Source organism: Aeromonas sp. 603607 (genome assembly GCF_049171595.1).
GTDB classification, from domain to species: domain Bacteria; phylum Pseudomonadota; class Gammaproteobacteria; order Enterobacterales; family Aeromonadaceae; genus Aeromonas; species Aeromonas veronii.
The window spans coordinates 378,054-401,410 of sequence record NZ_JAAKOV010000001.1; the positions used below are offsets into that span (position 1 = coordinate 378,054).

A 23,357-nucleotide genomic window follows, 5' to 3' on the forward strand; every position below is an offset into this window, starting at 1 on the left:
TAAATAGCATGTCAAAACTGAAATATGATGCAACTATCATTCGTTATAAACTTTATATTTTTGGAATAATTTTCAGGGCTCTTAGCCGCTCATCATTTGCGATTTCTGCACCAAGAAATGTTTGGCTAATGAAGGTTGACACCGCCGGGCCAGAGTGAATTTTATTTATTCTTTCTTTAGCTGCATAAACATGTTTTAGCCGAGAAAAAACATCTTCCCACCATTCACGACCATATTTTTTGATCAGGCTATCTTTTATCTTGTACATTCTTTTCTTACTATTGGAACTTTCATCAGAACCTATAAGACTGGCCCATATCATTCTTTTCTGTAAATCATTAGGAATCCAGCATTGCTTTTCAAGCTGCTTGATAACGTCAGGGTGTAGATAGAGCTTGTGCTCACAGAGCATCCTATTAACCCATAATGGCTTAGCTTCTTCATAAGCATGAGCCACTTCAGATCTAGTGAATCCTTGGATATGATCCTTCCATGTTTCTAGTTGATCTATCTTGCTTAATTTTTTAGATAATTTTTCCATAGCTCTCTTACATATAATGCCCACCTAAGGGGCTGCCAATGCCACCATAAAATTTCCGCAAACACCGTGATCAATTAAAATCAACGCATATTAAAAATGCCGCGCGTTGGATTTCCCTCTTGAAGCATTTGTTATAGCTACATTGCACCGTGGTAAATGTTGTTATCAAACGAAGCTTTATCAAAGCGTCTGATGTAATCCAACAATTTAACGATATACTCATTAAACTTTTCAAAATCTTGAGGATCACTTAACTCTAGTTGAGATGACTTTTTAATATAAAAAACAATCCGAGACCATGACTTAAAGTGTTCTTCTGACAAATCTGCGGCAACAGGGAGTAACGCGGTCAATGCATCGATATCAATTTGGCAGTGTTCAATAAAACTCTTTCTAAAAAAAGGTGTGACTTCGCGATTAACTAACTCTGTCTTGAGTCGATTCAATACAGTTTGATTCTCCGTATGAGATAAACCATAAAACGTAAATTCTTTCGGCATTGACTTGAAGCCAGAAAACTCATTAATGATGAATATTAGAAATTCTCGCAAGCGTTTTTCTTTGGCAATTTTTCGCTTCGAGTCCTCTCGCTCTTGCCACTTATTAAAAACTAGCAATACAACAAACAGTTCAAAAAACACACCAGTAAATTCAGGCAAAAGGTTATCTGCGTAATGAGATACACCATATTTTGAAAAACCATGAGTCACTAAGTAAGTTAAAATCAATAAGCAACACCACATAATATTAACTTTATTTAAATGCTTTGAAATATTCACCTGTTATCCATGTTTATGTTTAGTTATAAATGTAATTAGATTGAAGGAACTATTAATGTGTTAATAACGCCTTTCATCTCACTCAGCCCCGCCACTCGTCATTACAACTAATAAATCATTTTAAAATCACTGTGTTACCAACCAGCATCTTACTTATAAGTCTATTATCAATAGCCTTGCGCCGGCTCCACTTGTACCACTGGGTAAAACTACCGTCAAGAAACGTAAGCAGAAAATGAAGCCTATCTCCTCTTTTATTGGCTTGCCGCGATGTTTACTCCGCCATCCGTACAATATAAAAAAGGCCTTATCACAAGGCCTTTTCAGATATATTCAGATTCCGGCTGATAGCCAGCTTTTGTGGCAATCAACCCGGTTCTGGTGACAAGGGCAACACCTGCCCATCCAGCGCATGATCACTATTGGATGGATAGTCCGGCACCGGCTCGCAGTAGGGAATGCGGCTGAGCACCGGCGCCTTGACCAGGGCGGCCAGCTGATCGGAGCGGCGCAGGCTGGCATCCGCCAGTTCGGCCACCAGCGCCAGACCGCAGCCCAGCCCCAACCCGCCAACAATGCCCGCCAGCAAAAACAGCCAGAGCGGGTAGTTGCTCGGCTTGCTGGGGGCAAAGGGTTTGTCGATCACCTTGATCCGCTCCCCCTGCTCGAAGTTGCCCAGATCGCCAGTCACCTTGGCCTTCTCATAGCGCAGCAGCAAATCCTGATAGAGGGTGCGTTTGACCGCCAGATCCCGCTCCAGCTCGGCGAGTTGGCGTTCGGTATCGCCCTGGGAGTCGACCACCTTGTCCAGCCCATCCAGCTGGTTCTTCAGGCCGGCGGCGTTTTGCTCCGCCTCCGTCAACTGCGTCTGGGCCAGCTGCCACTCGGGCCCACGGGCCATATCCGGCTGGGATTTGAGCTGCTCGAACTCCTGCTGCAACTGGTCAATCTGATAGCGCAGACTCTGCACCTTGCTGTGTTCGTCGCTGTAGCGGGCCCGCAGCAACACCAGCTCGGTGCGCATCAGCTGCAGCTTCTCATCCAGCTGGCGTGCCAGCTGACTCTCTTGCCCCAGCGATAGCTGATCGACCCGGGCCCTGGCCTGCTGCAAGGTGATCAGGCTCTCGGCATAACGCTCCTGCAAACCATAGAGACGGGCGACGTTGGTACTCTGCTGCTGGGGCAAGGCGCTGGCATGCTCCCGTTTAAAATCGGCGAGCAGCTGCTCGGCCGCTTGCAGTTCGCTGCGGCGGCTGTCGAGCTGGCTTTGCAGGAAACGTTCGGACGATTCCGCCGACTGGCGCCCCTTGCTAAGCAGGTTGAAGAAAAAGCGCCGCGAAATGGCTTCGAGCAAACCGGCGCTGTTGGCCGCCGAATCCGCTTTTACCTTTATCTCTATCACCTCATCGCCGATCAGCCGCAGCGAGACGGCACTCGAGAGCCAGTCCATGATGGCATCGCGCTGAGCTGGGGGGGTCTCGTCATTGACCAGACCGCGATCCCGCGCCACCCCGTCCAGTACATAACGGCTGCGCAGCAGGGCTTCGAGCACCGCAAAGCGATCCTTGAGACTCTCCTGAGTGATCAGATCCTTGAGGGTCGGGGTCTGGTTGGCATCTTGCGGCACCATAAAGGTGGTGCGGCTCTCATACTCCTTGGGGGTGAGCAGGCCAACCGTGACGCCCACCAGCGGCATCACCAGTACCGGGATCACCAGCAGATAGCGACGGCGCCAGGCGGCAGAGAGAATGATGTAGAGGTTGTAATAGAACTGGACAGGCATGGCATCACTCCCTGAGAAAGGCCCTCCCCCCGCACGATGCAAAGGCAGTGCCACCAGAGGAGCTGATCGCCTCTGTGAGCAGATCGCAAGAGTGGTACAAGATTCGCATTCTCCCGCTATCCGGGGTGCCACCCCTTCCCTTGCCGGAGCGCGAACCATGTTGTCATCAACCCCGTCGCACAAACCCCATCCCCGCGGGAGCGCCATCGTTCAAATAGTGCAGCACCTGCAGCCCGGCGGGCTGGAGACCATGGTGCTCAACCTCACGCAGGCGAGCCCTGCCGAGCAACCGGTGCATATCATCTCCCTCGAAGGGCGCAAAGGGGATGTGCTAAGGGCATGGCCCGCTCTGCATCCCTTCGCAGGCAATATTCACTGTCTGGAAAAGCCCGCGGGCTGGTCGCTGGCGACCCTCTGGCGGCTCACCCGATTGCTGCGCCAACTCAAGCCAGCCGCAGTACATACCCACCATCTGGGGCCCATGCTCTATGGCGGGCTGGCCAGTCGGCTGGCCCGAGTGCCCACCCTGATCCACACAGAGCACGATGCCTGGTATCTCGATGATCCCCATCAGCGCACGCTGGCCCTGTGGGGGCTGCGCGCCTTCAAACCCATTCTGGTGGCCGATGCCACGCCGGTGGCCAACCAACTGCTGGCCAAGCTGGGCCAGCTGTCGCCAACCGTGATCCCCAACGGCATCGATGAGCAGCGTTTTGCCCCGGGCGCCGCCGCCCTCGCCCGTCAGGAGATGGGGCTGCCGCAAGGGGTCAAGTTGATTGGCTGCGCCGCCCGCCTTGAGTCGGTCAAGGGTCACACCTTGCTGCTGGAGGCGATCCGCACCCTGCCGGAGGAGGTGCATCTTGCGTTGGCAGGGGTCGGCAGTTTGCAAAATGCGTTGCAACAACAGTGTCAGCAACTGGGGATCGCCCATCGGGTCCATTTTCTCGGGCTGGTCGAAAACATGCCGCGCTTCTATCAGGGGCTGGATCTCTTCTGCCTCCCCTCACTGGCGGAGGGGATGCCGCTCTGCGTGCTGGAAGCACAGGCGTGCGGGGTGCCGGTGGTGATGAGCGACGTGGGTGCGGCCAGAGAGATCGTCTGCCAGGCCAGCGGCCATATCCTGTCTGAGCGGGATCCCGGCCGCCTTGCCCAGCTTCTGGCACAAGGGTTGCTGCAGTGCCATAGCCTGCGTGCCGTCACCCGTGAGTTTGTGTGCCAGCAAAGCAGCTTGAGCCGGATGGCTCAGGCCTATCAGCAGCTTTACAGCCGCTGATCAAGCGACCCGATGACCAGAGGAGCATCCCATGGAATGGATCATGATCGTGTTCTGGCTGTGCGCTGTACTGGTGGTCTACCACCATGTCGGCTATCCCCTGCTGCTCAAATTCGGTGGTCGGCAGGCGCGCAAGGTAGCCAATCCGCCCCGCCCACTGGATCGGGGATTCAAAGTAGAGGCCGCCGATGAGGCGCTGCCGACCATCACTTTGTTGATGCCGGTCTATAACGAGGCGGCGACCATCGCGGCCAAGCTGCAAAACCTCGCCAGCCTCGATTACCCCGCCGACAAGCTGTGGGTGCATGTGCATTTCGACGGCTGCAGCGACAACAGTTACCCCATTGCGCTGAGCCAGCTCGGAGATCCCGCCCTGCAGCAGTTGCAGATCAGGCTGTTTGATCACCCCCGCAATCGCGGCAAGGTCGCCGTGCTCAACGAGGCCATGACCCGGGTGCACAGCGATCTGGTGGCCCTCACCGATGTCTCGGCCCTGCTGCCCATCGACAGCCTGCTGCTGGCGGTCGCCCATTTTGCCGATCCCAAGGTAGGGGTGGTCGGGGAGGCATACCGCATCTGGCAACCGGGCTCACAGGGCGAGGAGAGTTACTGGCACTATCAAAGCCAGATCAAGCTCTGCGAGTCGGCCCTTGGCGGCATGCTGGGGGCCCACGGGGCCTTTTACATGATGCGCCGGGAGTGCCTCACCCCGCTGGCCGCCGATACCATCAACGACGATTTCATCCTGCCGATGCAGGCCATCGCCAAGGGGTATCGCGCTGTCTATGACAATCGCTGCGCCGCACTGGAGCTGGAAGTTTCCGATGCCGCGCTGGAGGCGACACGGCGCAAGCGGATCGGGGCTGGCAACACCCAGCAGCTGTTGCGGTTGCTGCCCCTGCTACACCCCAAGTTCGGCTGGGTTGCCTTCAACTTTGCCAGTGGCAAGGGGCTGCGGGTGTTGATGCCGCTCTGCCTGACCCTGCTGTGGCTCTGCGCCATCCCGCTGGCCACCCAATCCCTGCTGTTTCAGCTGCTGCTGGGGCTGCAACTGCTGGGGTATCTGCTGGTCATCCTGATCCAGCTGACCCCTGTCCACCCCTGGCCCAATCTGTTTCGCAAGATCCACTATCTGGTACTCGGACACTGGTACAACGGCATGGGCACCCTGCGCTACTGCCTGCGCGCCCCCATACGTTTCATGTCACAGGAGAAAGCCGTATGACACACCCCATTCCAAGATTGACCCTGGTGGTCAAACGCAGCATGGATCTGCTCGGTGCCACTCTTGGCCTGCTGTTGACGCTGCCGTTGTGGCCGCTGATCATGCTGGCCATCCGGCTCGATAGCCCGGGTCCGGTGTTCTTTCGTCAGCTGCGGATCGGGCGCAGCCATGCCACCTATACCGAGCTCTTTTTCATGATCAAGTTTCGCACCATGCGCGCCGACGCCGAGGCGGCCACCGGGCCGGTCTGGTGTGGCAAGGGGGACAGCCGGATCACCCGCAGCGGCGACTTTCTGCGCAAAACCCGGCTCGATGAGCTGCCGCAGTTTATCAATGTGCTCAAGGGGGAGATGTCGCTGATCGGCCCACGTCCGGAGCGACCCGGGATCGCCAACCGGCTGGAAGATGCGGTGCCGTACTTTATCGAACGCACCTATGAAGTGGCCCCCGGCATTACCGGTCTGGCACAGGTCAATCAGGGTTACGACGAGTCGCTGGATGATGTGCGCAGCAAGCTGGCGTTCGATCTGGCCTACTCGGTCGCCCTGCTCCACCCCTGGCGCTGGCTGGTGCAGGATGTACATATCATTGGCAAGACGATCGCCATCATGGTTGGCAAGAAGGGGCGCTAATCCCGCCGCACCAACCTCAACCACATCTCAACGCCCATCAGGCCATTGTCACTGCAATGGCCTTTTTTATGGCGCATCCTTGTGGCAAATCAACGTTGATCACCGAGAAGTCAGCGACCTGATCGCCATCATCTGGCCCCATCCACAGGCCGGATGTCCGCTTGACCCACTGCAGAAACCCGAGCGTTGCGTGATCACAGAAGCAATCCGCCCCCTGCAACCCCTAACACCGGCACATAAAAAAACGAGTAGCCAGCGGCCACTCGTTTTTGGCGGGTTTCCCCTTGGGGATTCAGGCGCCGTAGACAGCCAGAATATCGGTCACTCTGTTGCTCACGCTGTACCCGCGGGCTATGGTGTTGCGGGCCGCCTGACTCATTTTGCTGCGCACCACCCCATCGCTGCGCAGCCAGTAGTTGACCAGCTCCGCCATATCCCGCACATGGCCGGGCTCTACCAGCCAGCCATTGGATTTGTGGTCGATCAGATTGACCAGCCCCCCCACCGCAAAGGTACAGACCGGTATGCCGTGAGCCATTGCCTCCAGGGCCACCAGCGGCAACCCTTCAAAGCGGGAGGTGATGCAGAGCAGGTCGATGTTGTGCCACTCATTGGCCATGTTCTGGAAACCATGAAGCTGGACGCGATCACCATACTGCTGCAACAAAGCGCTTTTCATGGGGCCATCCCCGTAGAGATGAAACGCCCCATCCGGGCAGAAGGCGGCCAGCTGGCAGAACGCCTCCGGCCCCTTTTCCGGCGAGAGGCGGCCGACAAAGGCAATCCGGTTGCCAGTTACCGTAGCCGGCGTCGCAGGCATGGGAACAAAGTTGCTGATCACCGTGCTCGGCACAGGCAATTTGCGAGCGATGGGCTCGCTCACTGCAATACACTTCGCAAAACGCGCTGTGGTGCGATCCAGCCAGCTGTAAAACTTCAGCAAACCTTCCCCGTCATCCCCACTGTGAAAGGTCGAAACCACCGATTTACCGGTGAACCAGGCCGTCAGCCGCCCCAGCACCCCGGCCTTGTAGCCGTGGGTATGGATCAGCACAGAGGCAGGCTGGCGGGCCAGACGGCGCATAAAATCGCGGCTGTTTTGGCACACCTCGTAGGGCAAGCCCTGTTGTTTGAGCAGGGTCGTAAAGGGGGTCATACCGTGGTTGCTCACAAGCACTATGGTGGGGCGAAATCCCCTGGCCAGCAGATCGTTGGCCAAGTGGATAATGTGAACTTCTATTCCACCGACCTGACGCGCATCGATGGCCAGCCAGATCTGCTGCATGGGTAACATAGGCACCTCCTTCCGTGGCTCCATGCCACCTGAAATGAGGCGCTGCATAGAGTGGGCCAGTCAGGCAAAGAGGGGCAGGATCAGGCGCCGGGACAGGCGACCAGCAAGAGGGTCATGTCATCGAGGGCGGCATCATTGATGCGCTCATCAAACCAGCGGGCGATGCGATGAGCCAGCTGTTCAAGACCGGGCCCCGAAGTCAGGCAGATCTCTTTTAGCTGCGACTCCCAGCGCTGGCGCTCTGCGGCATCACGGCTATCGAGCAGGCCGTCGGTCCAGAACAGCAGGATCTCGCCAGGCTTGAGCTGACGCTCATTGGTCACGAAGTGGGGATCCGGGCGCAAACCGGGCAAGGGGCCGGTCACGCCGACCTGACGGATGGTGCCGGGCCCGACCAGCCAGGGCGCCGGGTGGCCCGCGCTGGCCCACTGCACCCGCCCCTCGTTGCCGAGCTCAATACAGAGGGTGGTGAGCAGGGTAGCCCCGAGGAGCGGATCACTGTGAACCGCATTGGACAAGATGGTCAGCAAACGGGCGGGGGCGCGCTCCAGATCGTGCGCCGTCAGCAAACCGCGCAGATAACCGGCATAGGCATGGGCAAAGAACTTGGCTTCTGCATCGTGGCCCATCACATCCCCGAGCCACAGCACCCGATCCTTGACCAGCAGAAAGTCCCCGCCCCCCACGGTGGCCGCGCGGGTTTGCAACGCCAGCTGGTATCCCCCTATGGAGGTGGCAGGCAATAACGGGCGCAGCGCCGAGGTCATGCGCTGATCCAGCTGCTCGCCCCATTGCGACTTGAGCTGCTGCGAGCGTTGCAGCACCCGCGAAACCGCCAGCAACAGGTCCTGCTTGGTGATGGGTTTGACCAGAAAGTCATCGATCCCCAGCGCCCCCGCCCGACTCTGGGTCCACTGATCCTGATGACCGGTCAGGAAGATAAAGGGCACCCCCTTCATATTGGGATCCTTCATCAACTGCTGGCGCAGCCCAAAGCCATCGATCCCCTCCATCTCGATATCGGAGAGCACCAGCGCGGGGGGCTGCTTTCCAAGCGCCAGCAGGGCGGCATGGGAGTCGGCATAACTTTCAACCCGGTAGTGCTCATGGAGATAGGCGGTGAGCAGGGCACGCATCACCTTGTCATCGTCGATCACCGCAAGCACCGGCAGTTGGTTGACCGGGCCCTGCTGGCGAAGAGTCACGCGATTGCGCTCACCGTCGCGCGAGAAGTGCACCTCGGCAAACAGCTGGTGCACCAGCGCCAGCCCGTATCCCCCCTCCTGCAGTTCATCGGGTAACGGCGCACTGGCAAGACCGGGTTGCGGGCCGCCATCATCCTCCAGTATCAGACTCAAGCCCGTTTCATCCTCTTTCAGCGTGAGCCAGAGCCGGGTCGCGGGAGGCGCTGTGTGTTTGACGCTATTGGTGGCCAGCTCACTGAAACAGAGCAGCCAGTTGGCTTGATCCTTTGGGGAGACCTGAAACAGGGAGAGTCCCTGCGCCAGCCGGTTGCGCAGTTCGCGCACCGACTGCAGGGTTGCCGAAGCAGATCGCAACCAGTCATCCATATCGGGCCTCCATCAGCGGGCGATCAGATCCGGAAATTGAGCAAGGCGCTGCGCCGGCACCAGCGCTTGAGCCATTCGGTCACCCGGTTGCTGGGCAGCCGGTTGAGCTCGCGCAGGATCTCGCTGGCCAGCCCCGGGTTGAGTTTGTCGTTATAGACTGCGCCAATCAGATTGGCCTCGGCACGGGTCAGTTTATCCACCGCACTTTGTACCACCGTGGTCGGGGTCACCCCCGCCAGCACCACCAGCAGCGCCCCTTCACAGGCCCCACACACCTGATCGGCCGGAATATTGCCCCGATTGAGGGCGGTGAGCGGCGAGGTATCGAAGATCACCACATCGTAATGCTCCAGCCAGCGAACCAGCAATTGGCGCAAGGTATCCTTGTTGCGAAAAGCCATCAGATCCTTGCCCGGCGCCGGGAGCAAGGACAAGGAGCGGCCAGTGGCCACCGCCTCGGGCACATCATTGGGACCCCAGGCAACCGCCGTGGCACGGCCGGGGTGATAGAGGTTGAGATCAACCAGCAGGGTGCGCAGCCCATCCGCCTCCGAGCGCCTTGCCAGCGCATCGCAGATGGAGCTCACCCCCTCTCCCCCTTCCGACGAGGTGACCGCCAGCGAGCGGATCCCCCGAGCGACCGTCGCCGCGTAGAGGGATTCGAGCTCCAGATATTGAATGGGGATGCTCATATCAAAGCGTCCCGACCAGGGCCACCACCGAAATCGTGGTCAAAATGTCGCGCATGCCATCCATGAAAATGGCCCAGTTGCTGCTCTTGCTGTCAGGGATAAAGACGGTGTCCCCTGCGCGCAGCACCGGTAACTGGCTAAAGTCGGGCTCTTTGGCAAAGCCGTCGAGATCGAAGCTACGGGCCTGATCCCCCTGACCACTGGTGGCCATGTTGATTACCACAATCTTCTTGATATAGGCGCTGCTGGTCGGGCCCCCCGCCTCGGCCAGCAGATCCAGCAGGGTCATGGAGGAGTCAAAGCGGTAGCGACCAGGGCGGGCTATCGCTCCCAACACCCGAATGGTGTTCTCCTTCGGCTCATCAAGCCAGGGGCGATTCTTCTCCGGCAGGTAGATGGAGTCGCCGGGCAGCACCTTGGGCAGCAAGGTTTCATCGCCGGTTTCAAAGTAGAGGGCAAGATCGAGCTTGCTGACCCGTGCCGTGCTGCCACTGCGATGGGCGATGCGCACATTGCGCAGATCCGCCGCCGCAGTCGGACCATCGGCGGCCGACAGGATGTCGATAAAGCCCATCTGCTCATTGAAGGCATAGCGACCGGGGGCCCCGACCTGACCGAAGATATAGATGGAACTGTCCGGTGACTGGCGCACCCACTGGGACTTGTTGTCACTGGGATCGGTGGGCAGCTCGGGGATCATGATGGTGAATCCGGCCCGGATCTTCGGCAGGCTGGCGAGCGCCCCCCCCTGATGGAGGAACTTGTCGAGATCAAACAGGGTCGGCGTGGCCTGCCCCCCTTCAGCGGTCAGGATCTGCACCTTGGCGATATCGGCCCGCTCGTTGGGGCCACCGGCGTGGGCGATCAGATCCAGCAGCGACATCTCGTCAGACCATTCATAACGACCCGGGATCCGCACCGCCCCCATCACCATCACAGCCCGCCCTGGCGCTACCTTCAACCAGGACTTCTCGTTGATATCGGTTTTTTCCGGCACAAAGATGGCGTCACCGGGTTTGACTTGGGGCAACGCCTTTTGCATCCCTTCGGTATAGGCCTGCAAGTCGATGGGTTCGATCGTGCCATCGGTGCGCAGCAAACGGATCTGGCGACTCTCGGCATAGCGGGTCGGGCCGCCGGCATTGGCCAGAATATCGAGGAAGGAGTCCCCTTCCCGCCCCTCATAGGCGCCGGGTTTGAACACCTCGCCCATGATGTAGATGGTGCGTGCCCCCCGTTTTATCTGCTCTTCATCCTTGGGCACGAAGATGGTGGCGCCCGGCGCCAGATTGGGCAGCAGCTTGTTGTTGCCGGAGTCGAGATAGGCTTTGAGATCGAACAGTTCAGGGGCATCACCATTGATCACCCGGATCCGCTCCACCCCGGCAAAACGGGTCACCCCACCGGCTCGCATCAACAGATCCACGATGGAGTTGCCGCTCTTGAAACTGAAGGCGCCGGGGCTGTTGACCTCGCCAAACACCTTGATCGCCTTGCCGGTATCACCATCCCCGCCTGCCGCCAGGGTTGCCGCATCAAAATCGATCTGCACGTTGCCGATCAAAGGGGATGCTGGCACGAACACCACATCAAGGGATTGCAATGGCGGCAGCACGCTGGCATCACCGGTATCGAGATAACGCTTGTAGTCGAAGCTCGAGACCGTACTGCCGCGCCGCACCTGCATGTTGTTGAGCTGGGCACCGGGCACCAGACCGCCAGCGGCATCGAGGGCCATCTGCACGTTGCCATCGGGCGCCAGATCATAACTGCCGGGTTTTTTGACATAGCCCATCACGCTGATCAGCAGCCGCTTTTCCAGCAAGGTGACGGTCAATTGAGAGAGGTTGTTGTAAACAGGTTTGAGGGCGGTGCGGATCAGCTCATCCGCCTGTTGCAGGGTCTTTCCCCCCACCACTAGGTTGCCGACTTCAGGCAGTGCAATCTCCCCCTGCTTGTTGATCTGGAAAGGCTGATCAAAAGCAGGCTCACCGGGTTGCACTATGGCCAACCGATCACCGGGAGCCAACAAGGTGGAGGCCAGTAACGGGCAGGTGAACAACAGCAAGAGAACACAGATCAATCCTTCGAGAGCGCCCCGTTTCATAGACATCCTTTTCGTCTGTTACGTCTGCCCCCATTGGCGTAAGGGGAGCCCTGACCAATCAGCACGACAGCCATCCGCTGTTGTCTGTTGCAGCCGCAAACGTACTTGTTGTAGTGATTGTGCCAACACGGTCTGACGCCAGGCTACATCCGACCAGAGCCGTCCGTGCATATCCCGTTCGATATCAATACGTTGAGATTGTAGTCGTTTCAACTCGGCAGGCATACACCCCTGCAGACTCGCTTGCTTTAATTCCGTCAGCTGCAAGTCGAGTTCCTTCTGACGCTCATCATAACGAGACCAGACCCGCCGTTCATCCTCATTGACCGGAATACGGGTGGGTCTTGCCTCGGCCATGCCGCCATACCCCTGTGGCGGCCACTGCGCGCAACCCGACAGCAGAATGGACGAGATCAGGATACCAAAGCGTTTCATGATGCTGCGGCCATCATGCCACGGGAACGCATATAGGCCTTGATGCTCTCATGGCAGGGGATCACCCGGTCGATATGCAGCATCTCCAGCAGGTCATGAGGTTGACCGGGTCCACAGACAAGGGCCATCTGATGCCCGTTCATAATCAATCTTTTATAGAGAAATACCAAGGCTCCGATCCCCGACGAATCGATAAAGTGAACATCGCTGATATCGGCCAGGATATCTCCCGGGTGGGTCGAGAGGGTTTCAAACAACGGGCGGAGCTCACTGACGGCCATCGCGTCAAACTCGTTTTCCAGTACCACTACCTGGATATCATTAAGGGTGTAAGTCATGCTTTCCATCGCTAGCTCCTTGTCGATTCTCAGACTATTTGCTGTCACGGCATTCAGCACGTTGCAAATGTTATGCCGGGCAGTGCCACGGCACTTGTTCTCCAAATGATACTCTTTGCGCCTTATTCGCCGACACCCACTCCTCGTTTTGATTGCCAAATTGCAATTAACCTCCCCCGCACGTTGCAAACTGCAATTCACCTTGGCCGAGATCGCCTGATAACAGGCTAAATGGCTGATAATTCAAGCCCATTAGACTGGGCCCGATTATTGCTTGCCTTTGCACACACTTCACAAGCCACCGTTGGCTCGGCCCCCATGCCGCCATTTTCCAGGAAGGAGAGATCATGAAAGCAGGCCTTTACATCGCACCACTGTTGGCAGCCCTCTGCGGCGCAGCATACGCAGCCCCTTCCCCTGACAGCGCCGTGCTAAAGGTAGAAGGCGCCATCAGCAGCCCCACTCATCAGGCTCTGGCCCTGTGGGACAGCGCCATGCTGGATCAACTACCGGTACACGAAATCAAAACCCATACCCCCTGGTATGACGAAGCCAAGACCTTTCGCGGCCCGCTGCTGCAAGATGTATTGGCCAAGGTCGGGGCAACCGGCAAACAGCTCACCATTACCGCGCTCAATGACTACTCGGTACAGGTGCCGACAAGCGATGCCGAGCAGTATCGGGTCATCCTCGCCCGCACGATCAATGGCAAGCCACTGTCGGTGCGTGACAAAGGGCCGCTGTTCCTTGTCTATCCGTTCGATCAATATCCCGAACTGCAAAACAAGCTCTATTACGGTCGGGCTATCTGGCAGATTAGTGCGATAAAAGTGGAGTAGATCCCATCATGCGTTCCATGGCGGCCAGTCAACGTTTCTTGTTTGTGGTGCTTTGTGTGCTGCTCCTAGCCTTTGCCGGTATTGGTACCATTCAGTATCGGCAATTTCAGGAGCTGCAGCGCAGTACCAGCCAGGGCGAAGACAACGTGATGTGGAACTATTTCCAGCTCTATAACGAAGCGCTGCGTTTTCAAAGCTCGCTGCTCCATGAGTCGCAACCGACCTTCCAGCTCAGATACGATATTCTGGTCAGCCGCATGGATCTGGTGCTGGAGAGCAAGGATCGCAGCCTGCTTCAGCAAACAGAGATCTACCAGCAGGCAAGCAAAGCCATTCGATCCTACATCTCTCTGGCGGATATCTGGCTCGGCCCGGAAGCCACCAAGCCGCTGGACAATCTTGCCCATCAGGAGCTGCGCCAACAGCTTGCCTCCCTGCTCCCCCTGCTCCATCAGCTGACTCTGGAGGTGAACCAGCAGGCGACCCTGTTTGATGTGGCACGCCGCGACAGCGTGAGGGAGCAGATCATCACGACGACACTCATCGCGACCCTGCAATTTGCGCTGCTCTTTGTGCTCGCCCTGCTGATCTGGCGGCAAATGAATATCTCGTTTTTGCAACACAAACTGATGCAGCAGCTCAATGACAAACTGCTGCGGGCAAATCAGGCGGCAGAGGCAGGCACAAGAGCCAAAAGCAGCTTTTTGGCCAACATGAGCCATGAAATTCGCACCCCCATGAATGGCATTCTCGGCATGCTCTCACTGCTGGCCGACCGGGATATGGACCCGAGGGAGCGAGACTATCTGGAGACGGCGCGCGAATCGGCAAACCATCTGCTCGGTCTGCTTAACGACATTCTGGATGTATCCAAGCTGGAAGAGGGCAAGATCGAGCTGCAACTGGCCCCCCATCACTTGCCCCAGCTGCTGGAGGATATCCGGGCCCTGATGCAGAGCAACTGCGATGCAAAAGGGATCAAACTGACCCTGACTGTTGCCCCCGATACGCCGGAGTGGTTGATGATCGACCCGCTGAGGGTGCGCCAGATCCTCTTCAACCTGGTGAGCAATGCCATCAAGTTCACCCATCAGGGGGAAGTAAAGATCCATGTTGATAGCACCCTGTTGGAGCAGGATCGCCACTCGATACGCATCTCGATCCAGGACACCGGGATCGGCATGAGCAAAAGTCAGCTAAAGAACCTGTTTCAACGTTTCGCCCAGGCGGATGTCTCGATCACCCGCCAATATGGCGGATCGGGCCTGGGACTTGAGATATCCCGTAACCTCGCACGCCTGATGGGCGGCGATATCTCGGTAGAGAGCAGCGAGGGACATGGTAGTACTTTTACCTACATCTGGCCCGCCAGAGCCACGACCCCCTCGATTGTTTGCCTGCCGTCCAAGCCGCTGGATCAGGAGAGCTATCGCATCTTGCTGGTTGATGACAATGCCACCAACCGCAAGGTGATCGGCGCCATGCTCGACTCCGTGGGCCATCAGGTCACACTGGCCGTTCAGGGAGAAGAGGCGCTGGAGAAACTGGGTCACACCGAATTTGATCTGGTGTTGATGGATGTCCAGATGCCAGTGATGGATGGCCTGGTGGCCACCACCCGGATCCGCACCTCCCAGATGCCTTGGGCAGATATCCCCATCATCGCCCTGACGGCGGATGCGATGCCGGAATCCAAGCAATACTATCTTTCCCATGGCATGAACGGGTATATCACCAAGCCCATCAATAAAGAGACGCTACTGAGCGAGATAAACAGACATATTTCCCATGGGCGGCTCAAATACAACGCAGCCATGCGTGTCACCAAGCAATAACCCCCCCCCCCTGATTCCGGGCTACTTATTGCTCATGTGGGGCAACATTGACCTCGGCAGGCAACTGAATGGGCTTGGGTCTGGAACGCGCACAGGCAAGCCGCTTCGCAACAGCTGCACGGGCCGTCAGCTTGTCTCGGGTATGCAGGGATTTTTTGATCTCTTTACGACGGCCACAGGGGAGCGTGGTGACTTTCCGGTAATACCGGATGCCGTGGGGACTGAGCCAGAGATTCACTATGAAGACTCTTGATTCATCCACACAAAGTGGATTACCAAGAGGTCTGAAGGGGGCTATTAGCTGTAACTTATTGAATTGCAGAAACAAGTGGTGGCCCTACCAGCCACATCCCGGCACTCGAGTCCCCCGCCTTGGCTGCTACCTTCCGGTCCTGACCAGGTCGACGGGTTATCAATGCGAGCCCAAATAAATCAGGCACTTGGGGATGGAACTGAACGCCATCACAGTGTTCTGAAACCTCAACAAGCGAGAATCCGCCGGAAGTACGGTCATCCACATCAAGTGGACATGCTTAAATTGGTAACAAACAGGCCAATCCTACCCGCCCTCTCCCGTACACTGCAAGCACCTCATTACAGGCCCCATCCCCTCCCTCAGCAGCTCAACAATCAACCCAATATTGAGCAAAATGAAATCTAATGGTAGCTTTGGGTCTCACTTAAACCCGAGGTGACATATGGCTACGAACACAGGCAAAGGCTATCGACAAGGTTCCGTCAACGACCGTACCCAAGTTCAGAACCCGGTTAATGGGAACTGGACGAAACGCGATACGGATAGCGGCAAGTTTATCGAGCAGAAACAAGGTGGGGAGCCCTTCAAAGGGGTAGCCAAAGAAACCGACAACCGCCGGAAGTGAGTTTATCGATGACCGACCAGTGTTCTTGTGGCCAGCCCCTCAACCATTCAGTTGTGTTCCATCAAAATGGGCAGAAACTCAAAAGCTGCCCGAACTGTTCAGAACAGGCTGGCGTTCATGTGTTCTATCGGGCAGGAGAATTCGGATTCAGACGGATGGCTGGTGTAACCAGGATACAATCATGGTGCCGTGGTTGCCGAGCCAAGCACCGCTACCGGCTTGATGCCTTGCATACCTGCTAAAGAAAAGGAGCTCTGATGTGAGCTCCTTCAAGTCTACTAGGCCAGAATCGCCACTGCCGGAAACAGCAGAAGCAAATGGAACACCAACAGGATCGGGGTAGGATAGCCCTGTGCCTTCCCTAGCGCCTCTTTCGCCTCTTCTGCAAGGTTATCGCTGTTGCGGTAACTGGGAATCAGGAAGAGCAGAGCCAAGCCAATGTAGACCATCACTTGGCCTGCCAATATCCATGAATCGTAACCCATTGAGGACAGCTGCTCTGCTGTCTTGGCTTTCACATCAAAGCCCCGCCCATAGACCTCTGCATTAATTCTCGAATGTTCGGCAAACATTGTGAACCACGCTGACCGCTCAATGCTTAGGAACCACCCAAGGATCACCCCAGCAGCTGTCATCGCTACGGTCGCTACACCAATCATGCGGCTCAGTGGGTCTGTGAGTGCGGCTGCTTGGAGGCGTTTCTCGTAGCCAATAAAGACCAGAATGGCCCAATGCAATGTCCCAACGACAACTGTGCTCATGATGAGCCATAGCCCTGCTTTGTAGTTAATGCTTAATCCCATTCGAGGCAGTAGAAACTGCCAAGCGAGCACGAGAAGTGCCGTCAGCCACAACCCCCACAGGTGAGCCCTCAGCATGCCCGAGAGATAGGCGTTATAACTGCAGATCCCGCCCCGCAGATAAGGGTTGTTGTTGACCTCGCTTGAATTGGACGGAAGTTCTAGCCGCACAGATTGCTTTAGCCAATCGCGATAGCGGGCCCACTTACCTGCGACCTGTGCCGATGCAGTTTCCCGCTGCTCGAAGAACCGGCCGGACTCTTGTTTCGTCTTCTCTTGTTCCATGTCGTTTTCCTTGTTGTCAAAACTATTCATTCGCCAGACAGTCCACGCAAGATCCGCTGCACACTGGAGAGACTGATCCCCGTTCGACGTGCGATTTCGGCCTTGGCTAGTCCCCGTTCAGCGAGTGACAGCACCTCCTCCCCTTTAGCCATGGCGGTCGGCTTGCGACCTTTGTAGACCCCACGCTGTTTTGCCATAGCAATCCCTTCTGCCTGACGCTCCAGCATCAGCTCCCGCTCAAACGTGGCGATGGCACCGATCATGGTTAACATCAGTTTTCCGGTAGGTGTCGAGGTATCGATACCCAGATTCAAAATCCTCAGAGCAACCCGCTTAGCGTGCAGGTACTCGGAGATCTCCAACAGGTGGCGAGTGTTGCGAGCCAAGCGATCCAGCTTGGTCACCATCACCACGTCTCCCTCACGAACAAAATCCAGCATCAACGAGAGCTGCGGGCGATCATCCTTGGCCCCGCTCACCTTCTCCTGAAATATCTTGCTGCACTCGGCCAGTGCCTGAAGCTGGGCATCCAGGCTCTGCCCCACAGTGCTGACACGTGCATATCCCACCAGTGCCATGGTCTCCTCCTGGTCAATAGGGCAAGGTACACTGACGCGACCGGTCAGAAGGTCGAAAGGAACCCATATGACCGGCAAAAAGTGGCACTTTCGCTCGCGTCACACGGGCTTGGTCTATTGACCTGTGCCAGTGATACAAATGAAAACGGGCCGCTCCGTGATGGAGGGCCCGCAGGGGTAGTCAACCAGATGCTCTGGCTGCTCTATCTATTGGTCATGCAGGGTGCCGACCGGGGGATCTCAATGACGCGTCGCTCCACCCGGCATCCGTAATACCTTGGCCAGCTCCTCAGCGTGAGCCTTGTCACGGGCGATGAGGCGGATCATCAGGGTTCCCCCTGCAATGGCAACCAGAGTCACCGAGGTCAGGATCATTTTGTTCATGGGTAGTCCTCTTCGTTCATGTTGTAGAAGTGTGGCGGCATGTAGCGGGCCATCATCGCGTTGACGATGACCGACGCAAATGCCGTCAGGGCTGCCTTCAAGGCGTCCAGCAGCAAGGTTTTCATGAAGTCATTCATGGCGATTACTCAGGGGTTATCTTCAGGCGGTAGACCTCCATCCGGTGATAGTCGAGAAAGTTCCTCTCCCAGAGCCGGTAGAGGTCCATGGTGGTGGCCAGCGGCCGCTCTCCACTCCAGAGCTGTGATGCCAGCCCGGCGTTGAAGTCAAAATCGAGATCCTTGACCAGCTCGCCACCGAGGTAAGTGAACTCGGTGACGTAGGCCATCCCCCAGCTACCAGCCCGTTTTTCCAGACGGATTTCGACCGGACGGTAACCGCCAGTGTCAGCGGAATAATCGGGACTGCGGAAGTTGAGGGTCAGGGCAGTGGCATCGGGGTAGCTGCTGATGATCTTGGTGAACAGAGCCTGTAGCGGTTTGGATGGGGTCATAGCAGCCCCCTGTCGGCAAACGAGACGACGTCGTGCTGTCCCACCACAAAATGGTCGAGCACTCGCACGTCAACCATCTCGAGCAGATCCTTGAGACGAGCGGTAATCGCTTTGTCGGCGTCCGAGGGGTCTACCATGCCGGAGGGGTGGTTGTGGGCCAGAATGACCGCTGCGGCATTTTTGTTGAGGGCCGCCTTGACCACCTCACGGGGGTGAACGGTGCCCGCATTGATGGTGCCGAAGAACAGCTCCTGGTAATCGAGCAGTCGATGTTGATTGTCGAGCAGCATGACGGCGAACACTTCCCGCTCGTACTCCCCCATCTTGAGCCGAAGGAAGTCTGCTGCCGCTTGGGGCTGGGTGAAGGCTTGGCCCAGATGCCGCTGTCGGCTTTCCAGAATCGCTAATGCCTGATTGATGATGTGATCGCCCTGTCCGGGGTGATCGTCGTAGTGATGTGTCATAACAGTAACCTCGCGTCGTTTTGGTACACGAGTTACTTATGCCAGGGAGCCTGGTTGTTATTGAATCCGAACGGGACTGGTATAAGGGGTGCAGGGGCCCACATTCACCTATGAGCCCTCTTAAAACTTTTTAGACGGATTTCACGGTTTTCCCTTTCATGACGCGATATGTTTCCACTTACGGTCAAAAAAGAGGGGTTAAAACCCACTTGAGACCATTTATTAGCAATACAGTCTCGTTTTGTGTGAAGGAGAACACCAGTGGCAACTACTCATTTTATCCCCGCTCAACCCAGTGAGTACGGTTACATCATTGTCGAACCAAATGACAACGGAGAAACAACCCTTGAGCGTTATCCATTGATCGGGTACGCCATCCAGATTACAGACGGTGGGCCAGAAGATATCAAGATACAGACGCTGCCGGTCTGCACCACCGGCGAGAGCTTCACTCCGAATTTCATCCAGCGCCATGACGGCACCTTCAGTCGAGCCGATGGCGAGTACCTCTGCTACTCCCTGTCAGAGATGATGAATCTTTTCGGTTTCGAAGCTGATGACCCGCAGTGGTTACCCCCCACGAACGTTAAGGAGCTGTCCGAATATGTATGGCGCCCACTGCGGAATCCGCAAAGCTAACCTCTGCTGATTTGGGATCGGGCCCTTTTGCCCGCAATCAAAGGCAAAGGGCCCATTTTGGATGTTCAATCTGCTGAAATTTCAGCTATTTATAGAACTTTTTATGTATGGAATCTCGTAGAAAAAAGTTCTTGAAAATGCCAAAATTTCAGCCGTTCGGCAGACCTCCTCGACCTACCTAGCCTAGGATGTTGTTGCCACTTCCTTTGCTCGGTCTCGTTGCCCGCTGAAGGAGCACGTCAACCCTGACATGCCTCTCCAGCAAACGCCTACTGGCTCTGTGTCCGTAATGACTGATGGCCAGCCAACCCCTCGAGCAGCAAGTCCAGCAGCATATTCTGCAACGCCTTGGCCTTATCGGGGTGAGAGAGGTACGTCAGCGACATGCCCTGCTGGGTTTCCATTCGCCCGATGACGGCTTCATCCACCGCATTCGGGAAATCGCCATGCAGAATCGATTCCCGTGGGTTATTGCGGACCTGTTCCATCAGGGGACCGTTTTCACTCAGCTTGGTCACCATCCCCTGCACCCAGTCGAGCTTGTCCCCATCAGTCACTTCCAGGCCAAACAGATCGTTCATCCGAGCCAGCAGCTCGGAGAGGAAATCCTTCTTCTCCTCTTTCGGCTTGGCACTGCCGAGGGATGCGATGCCCTCCAGCCCATAACCGGCAGCATTCTCTTTGAGTTGCAGATCCTGGGTCCGCTTGGCCTTGAGGTGGTAGTGGCTCAGCATCACCGAGGAAAGGTCTACTTGCTCTTCATCCAGCACCTCTTCCCGCAGCAGAGGCAGCAGGTGGCGTGCAAAGACACACAGCCGCTCCATGTCATAATCGTCGAAGGGGGTGATCTGGGAGACAAACTCATAAAACCGCACATAGCCGTTGAGGTTCTTCTTGAACAGCTCCAGCACCGAACGGGCTTCCCCAGCCTCCTTCAGGCGACGTTCGGCATTGACCTGATCGCTACCTGAACCGCCCTGTTCCATCAGCCATTTGAGCTGGGTCCGACACTCCCGAATAGCATCGATGGCCAGCCGGTAACGCTTGGCGAAGCGATCTCTGGCCGGAACTGCGTGCCGCAAGAAGGCATCGGCACCCCGTTTGGGGTCGAAGTAGGCATCGGTAAAGGCCACCACCTCGGGCCAGGTAAAGATCCCCTCCCCCTTGAGCTTGTGGAACAGGTCATAGATCAAGTTGGGATCCGACACTGAGTCCAGCGTGGCGGTTTCGTAATACTTCTGGAACTCTTCCAGCACATCCTGCGGGTCGTTCACGAAGTCGAGTACATAGGTACTCTCCTTGCCCGGATAGGTGCGATTGAGCCGCGAGAGGGTCTGGATACAGTCCACCCCGGTTAAGCGTTTGTCCACATACATGGCACACAGCTTGGGCTGATCGAACCCAGTCTGGAACTTGTTGGCCACCAGCATCACCTGATAGTCAGCCGTATCGAACGCCTTACGCATGTCCCGGCCCTTCAGCTCCGGGTTCATGTTCCGCTCGTTCCACGTCTGCCCCTCGTCCTCGATGTCGCCCGAGAAAGCCACCATGGCCCGAATGGCTTGATATCCCTGGTCCTTAACGTACTTGTCGAACGCCAGCTTGTAGCGGACCGCCTCCAGCCGACTGGAGGTCACCACCATAGCCTTGGCTTGTCCGCCCAAGAGTTTGCCAACATGCTGGCGGAAGTGCTCGACAATCACCTGCACTTTCTGGCCAATGTTGTGTGGGTGCAGCCGCACCCACTGGGATAGCTTGCGCTTGGCCTTCTTGCTGTCCACTTCTGCATCGGCCGCTTCGCTATCCATCGCCAGCTTGAACGCCAACTGGTAGTTGGTGTAGTTCCGCAACACGTCAAGGATGAACCCCTCCTCGATCGCCTGGCGCATGGTGTAGACATGGAACGGCTCGGGTTTGTTCTCATCCGAAATGGGCAGATGGGGCTTGGGTGGGCGACCGAACAGCTCCAGCGTCTTGGCCTTGGGAGTAGCAGTGAAAGCGAAGTAGCTGATGTTCTGACTGCCGCCACGGGCAGCCAAGGTCAGATTCATCACATCCTCAGCCGAGAGCTCCTCTTCCTCATTCATTTGCTCGGCCATCAACACCTCACGCAACTGACGGGCAGTCTTGCCGGTCTGGCTGGAGTGAGCCTCATCGGCCACCACCGCAAAGCGGCTGGCTTTCAGGCTGGAGCTCTCCTGAATCGCCTTGAGCACATGGGGGAAGGTCTGAATGGTGACGATAATGATGGGAGTGCCGCTGGTCAGTGCCTCGGCCAACTGAGCAGATTTGCTGCCATCCCCCTCTTCCCGATTAATGCGGGAGATCACCCCGGATGCGTGATCGAACTGAGCGATGGTCTCCTGCAACTGGCTATCGAGCACGGTACGGTCGGTGACGACGATGACGGAATTGAATAGCTTCTCACTCTCTCCGGCATCGGTGTCACGCCGCAGCGATGCGAGCTGATGGGTCAACCAGGCGATAGAGTTCGATTTACCAGAGCCCGCCGAGTGCTGAATAAGGTACTTCTGGCCGCTCCCTTCCCGCTGGAGCGTCGCCAGCAGCGTCTCAACCACCTTCCACTGGTGATAGCGGGGGAAAATCATCGTCTCTTTCTTCTTGAGACGGCCCAGTGCGTCCTCTTCGTGCTTCACCTGCAGATGCAGATAGCGACCCAGAATATTGAGGAAGGTCTCGGGTGCGAAAATCTCCTGCCATAGGTACTCGCTGGCGAACCCTGTCTCAGGCTGATCGTTCCCTGCTCCGCCCTTGGCTGTGCCACGGTTGAACGGCAAGAAGAAGGTATCTGCTCCGGCCAGCCGCGTGGTCATCGCCACCTCAAACTGATTGACGGCAAAGTGCACCAGCGCCCCGCGACGGAAAGCCAGCAGCGGCTCACGCTTGCCCGCCGTCACCAGTGGGCGGTCGAAGCGGTACTGCTGCTTGGCGTTCTCCAGGCTCTGTTTGAAGCAAGACTTGAGCTCCAGCGTTGCCACCGGTATGCCGTTGAGAAACAGAGTAAGATCGAGTCGGCCCTCATAGCCATGGGGGCTGTAGACCAGCTCTGGCACCACCCGCAGCCGGTTCTTGGCATACCGCTCAACCAGCTCTGGGTTAAGGTCATGGTCGGGCTTGAAGGTGGCCACTGCCAGCCGATGCCCTCGGTCCTCTACTTGATGACGGAGTAACCACAAAGTACCTCGCTCATAGCTTTCAAGGGCTCTCACCACGGCGTTGAGCAGATGACGCTCCGGCTCCTCACCGTAGGTCTTGCAGAACTTCTGCCACCCCTCAGGCTGGCTCTCTTGCACATAGGCGATCAAGTCTTCCGGATAGAGTGCTCGCTCTTTGTCGTAGTGAGACGACTCACCCACCAGCCAACCCGAAGCGGCCAGCTGCTCGATGATATGGTCTTGAAACGCCTTTTCCCGTGCTTTACTGTCCATAACTCTTCTTCTACGTTTTAAT

23 protein-coding genes and 1 other RNA gene are annotated in these 23,357 nt (G+C 56.8%); 7 read left to right on the top strand and 17 right to left on the bottom strand.

All coding sequences use genetic code 11. The features are described from left to right. Positions 1–52 precede the first annotated feature (52 nt). The 3 genes from G5315_RS01650 to G5315_RS01660 all read right to left on the bottom strand — a co-directional run bounded on the left by G5315_RS01650 (position 53) and on the right by G5315_RS01660 (position 3,103). The gene (locus G5315_RS01650; protein WP_323905593.1) at positions 53–541 is read right to left on the bottom strand and encodes a hypothetical protein; all 489 of its coding nucleotides are present in this window, start codon (positions 539–541) and stop codon (positions 53–55) included. A 137-nt stretch (positions 542–678) separates the two neighbouring features. Beyond that, entirely contained in the window at positions 679–1,320 is a 642-nt protein-coding gene (locus tag G5315_RS01655; protein WP_005360136.1) for a hypothetical protein, read from the bottom strand. A gap of 367 nt (positions 1,321–1,687) precedes the next feature. After that, positions 1,688–3,103 (bottom strand): GumC family protein, encoded by a 1,416-nt coding sequence (locus G5315_RS01660; RefSeq protein WP_421332208.1) that lies wholly within the window; start codon positions 3,101–3,103, stop codon positions 1,688–1,690. A gap of 157 nt (positions 3,104–3,260) precedes the next feature. Between G5315_RS01660 and G5315_RS01665 the strand changes: the two genes are divergently transcribed. The 3 genes from G5315_RS01665 to G5315_RS01675 are packed head-to-tail and all read left to right on the top strand — an operon-like array spanning position 3,261 to position 6,233. Next, entirely contained in the window at positions 3,261–4,376 is a 1,116-nt protein-coding gene (locus G5315_RS01665) for a glycosyltransferase (protein WP_421332210.1), read from the top strand. Positions 4,377–4,407: 31 nt separating this feature from the next. Continuing rightward, the gene (locus G5315_RS01670; protein ID WP_421332211.1) at positions 4,408–5,601 is read left to right on the top strand and encodes a glycosyltransferase family 2 protein; all 1,194 of its coding nucleotides are present in this window, start codon (positions 4,408–4,410) and stop codon (positions 5,599–5,601) included. After that, positions 5,598–6,233, top strand: coding sequence for a sugar transferase (locus G5315_RS01675; protein ID WP_139459340.1), 636 nt, complete (start codon positions 5,598–5,600; stop codon positions 6,231–6,233). The genes G5315_RS01670 and G5315_RS01675 overlap by 4 nt, the downstream gene beginning before the upstream one ends. A 292-nt stretch (positions 6,234–6,525) precedes the next feature. Here G5315_RS01675 and G5315_RS01680 read toward each other — a convergent pair whose 3' ends face one another. The 6 genes from G5315_RS01680 to G5315_RS01705 all read right to left on the bottom strand — a co-directional run bounded on the left by G5315_RS01680 (position 6,526) and on the right by G5315_RS01705 (position 12,679). Further along, entirely contained in the window at positions 6,526–7,527 is a 1,002-nt protein-coding gene (locus tag G5315_RS01680) for a glycosyltransferase family 4 protein (RefSeq protein WP_236297716.1), read from the bottom strand. Positions 7,528–7,607: 80 nt separating this feature from the next. Then, complete coding sequence (locus G5315_RS01685; protein ID WP_421332212.1) at positions 7,608–9,098, bottom strand: SpoIIE family protein phosphatase; 1,491 nt, start codon at positions 9,096–9,098, stop codon at positions 7,608–7,610. Positions 9,099–9,121: 23 nt separating this feature from the next. Continuing rightward, a complete protein-coding gene (locus G5315_RS01690; protein ID WP_421332213.1) occupies positions 9,122–9,790 on the bottom strand; it encodes a capsular biosynthesis protein in 669 nt (222 codons plus the stop codon). Position 9,791: 1 nt separating this feature from the next. After that, positions 9,792–11,897: an SLBB domain-containing protein gene (locus tag G5315_RS01695; protein ID WP_005351417.1), complete on the bottom strand. Its 2,106-nt coding sequence runs from the start codon at positions 11,895–11,897 to the stop codon at positions 9,792–9,794. Between the two features lie 18 nt (positions 11,898–11,915). Then, a complete protein-coding gene (locus G5315_RS01700) occupies positions 11,916–12,332 on the bottom strand; it encodes a hypothetical protein (protein ID WP_005360127.1) in 417 nt (138 codons plus the stop codon). Further along, entirely contained in the window at positions 12,329–12,679 is a 351-nt protein-coding gene (locus G5315_RS01705) for an STAS domain-containing protein (protein ID WP_005333409.1), read from the bottom strand. Before G5315_RS01705 ends, G5315_RS01700 begins: the two co-directional genes overlap by 4 nt. A gap of 338 nt (positions 12,680–13,017) precedes the next feature. On the opposite strand from G5315_RS01705, the gene G5315_RS01710 reads away from it, so the two are divergent. Then, positions 13,018–13,509: a molybdopterin-dependent oxidoreductase gene (locus tag G5315_RS01710; RefSeq protein WP_421332215.1), complete on the top strand. Its 492-nt coding sequence runs from the start codon at positions 13,018–13,020 to the stop codon at positions 13,507–13,509. Between the two features lie 8 nt (positions 13,510–13,517). Beyond that, the gene (locus G5315_RS01715) at positions 13,518–15,344 is read left to right on the top strand and encodes an ATP-binding protein (protein ID WP_421332216.1); all 1,827 of its coding nucleotides are present in this window, start codon (positions 13,518–13,520) and stop codon (positions 15,342–15,344) included. A 335-nt stretch (positions 15,345–15,679) separates the two neighbouring features. Here the strand turns inward: G5315_RS01715 and ffs are convergent. Continuing rightward, positions 15,680–15,773: signal recognition particle sRNA small type (gene ffs, locus G5315_RS01720), an RNA gene on the bottom strand. Positions 15,774–16,042: 269 nt separating this feature from the next. Between ffs and G5315_RS01725 the strand changes: the two genes are divergently transcribed. Next, positions 16,043–16,225, top strand: coding sequence for a hypothetical protein (locus G5315_RS01725; RefSeq protein ID WP_021230269.1), 183 nt, complete (start codon positions 16,043–16,045; stop codon positions 16,223–16,225). A 278-nt stretch (positions 16,226–16,503) separates the two neighbouring features. On the opposite strand, the gene G5315_RS01730 is transcribed toward G5315_RS01725, so the two are convergent. From G5315_RS01730 to radC, 6 genes are all read right to left on the bottom strand, one after another. Beyond that, complete coding sequence (locus tag G5315_RS01730) at positions 16,504–17,310, bottom strand: hypothetical protein (protein ID WP_016350878.1); 807 nt, start codon at positions 17,308–17,310, stop codon at positions 16,504–16,506. A gap of 26 nt (positions 17,311–17,336) precedes the next feature. Continuing rightward, positions 17,337–17,888, bottom strand: coding sequence for a recombinase family protein (locus G5315_RS01735; protein ID WP_016350879.1), 552 nt, complete (start codon positions 17,886–17,888; stop codon positions 17,337–17,339). 240 nt (positions 17,889–18,128) lie between these two features. Continuing rightward, positions 18,129–18,272 carry a hypothetical protein gene (locus G5315_RS01740; RefSeq protein ID WP_005345168.1) on the bottom strand — a complete coding sequence of 48 codons (144 nt, stop codon included), beginning with the start codon at positions 18,270–18,272 and terminating at the stop codon, positions 18,129–18,131. After that, positions 18,269–18,397: a hypothetical protein gene (locus tag G5315_RS01745; protein WP_254902196.1), complete on the bottom strand. Its 129-nt coding sequence runs from the start codon at positions 18,395–18,397 to the stop codon at positions 18,269–18,271. The genes G5315_RS01740 and G5315_RS01745 overlap by 4 nt, the downstream gene beginning before the upstream one ends. Before the next feature lie 17 nt (positions 18,398–18,414). After that, the gene (locus G5315_RS01750; RefSeq protein WP_421332218.1) at positions 18,415–18,783 is read right to left on the bottom strand and encodes a DUF2787 family protein; all 369 of its coding nucleotides are present in this window, start codon (positions 18,781–18,783) and stop codon (positions 18,415–18,417) included. Continuing rightward, positions 18,780–19,247, bottom strand: a complete 468-nt coding sequence (gene radC / locus G5315_RS01755; RefSeq protein ID WP_421332219.1) for a RadC family protein — start codon at positions 19,245–19,247, stop codon at positions 18,780–18,782. Before radC ends, G5315_RS01750 begins: the two co-directional genes overlap by 4 nt. A gap of 261 nt (positions 19,248–19,508) precedes the next feature. Between radC and G5315_RS01760 the strand changes: the two genes are divergently transcribed. Further along, positions 19,509–19,886: a hypothetical protein gene (locus G5315_RS01760; RefSeq protein ID WP_048207591.1), complete on the top strand. Its 378-nt coding sequence runs from the start codon at positions 19,509–19,511 to the stop codon at positions 19,884–19,886. A 269-nt stretch (positions 19,887–20,155) separates the two neighbouring features. On the opposite strand, the gene G5315_RS01765 is transcribed toward G5315_RS01760, so the two are convergent. Next, positions 20,156–23,335: a type I restriction endonuclease subunit R gene (locus G5315_RS01765; protein ID WP_421332220.1), complete on the bottom strand. Its 3,180-nt coding sequence runs from the start codon at positions 23,333–23,335 to the stop codon at positions 20,156–20,158. Positions 23,336–23,357 lie beyond the last annotated feature (22 nt).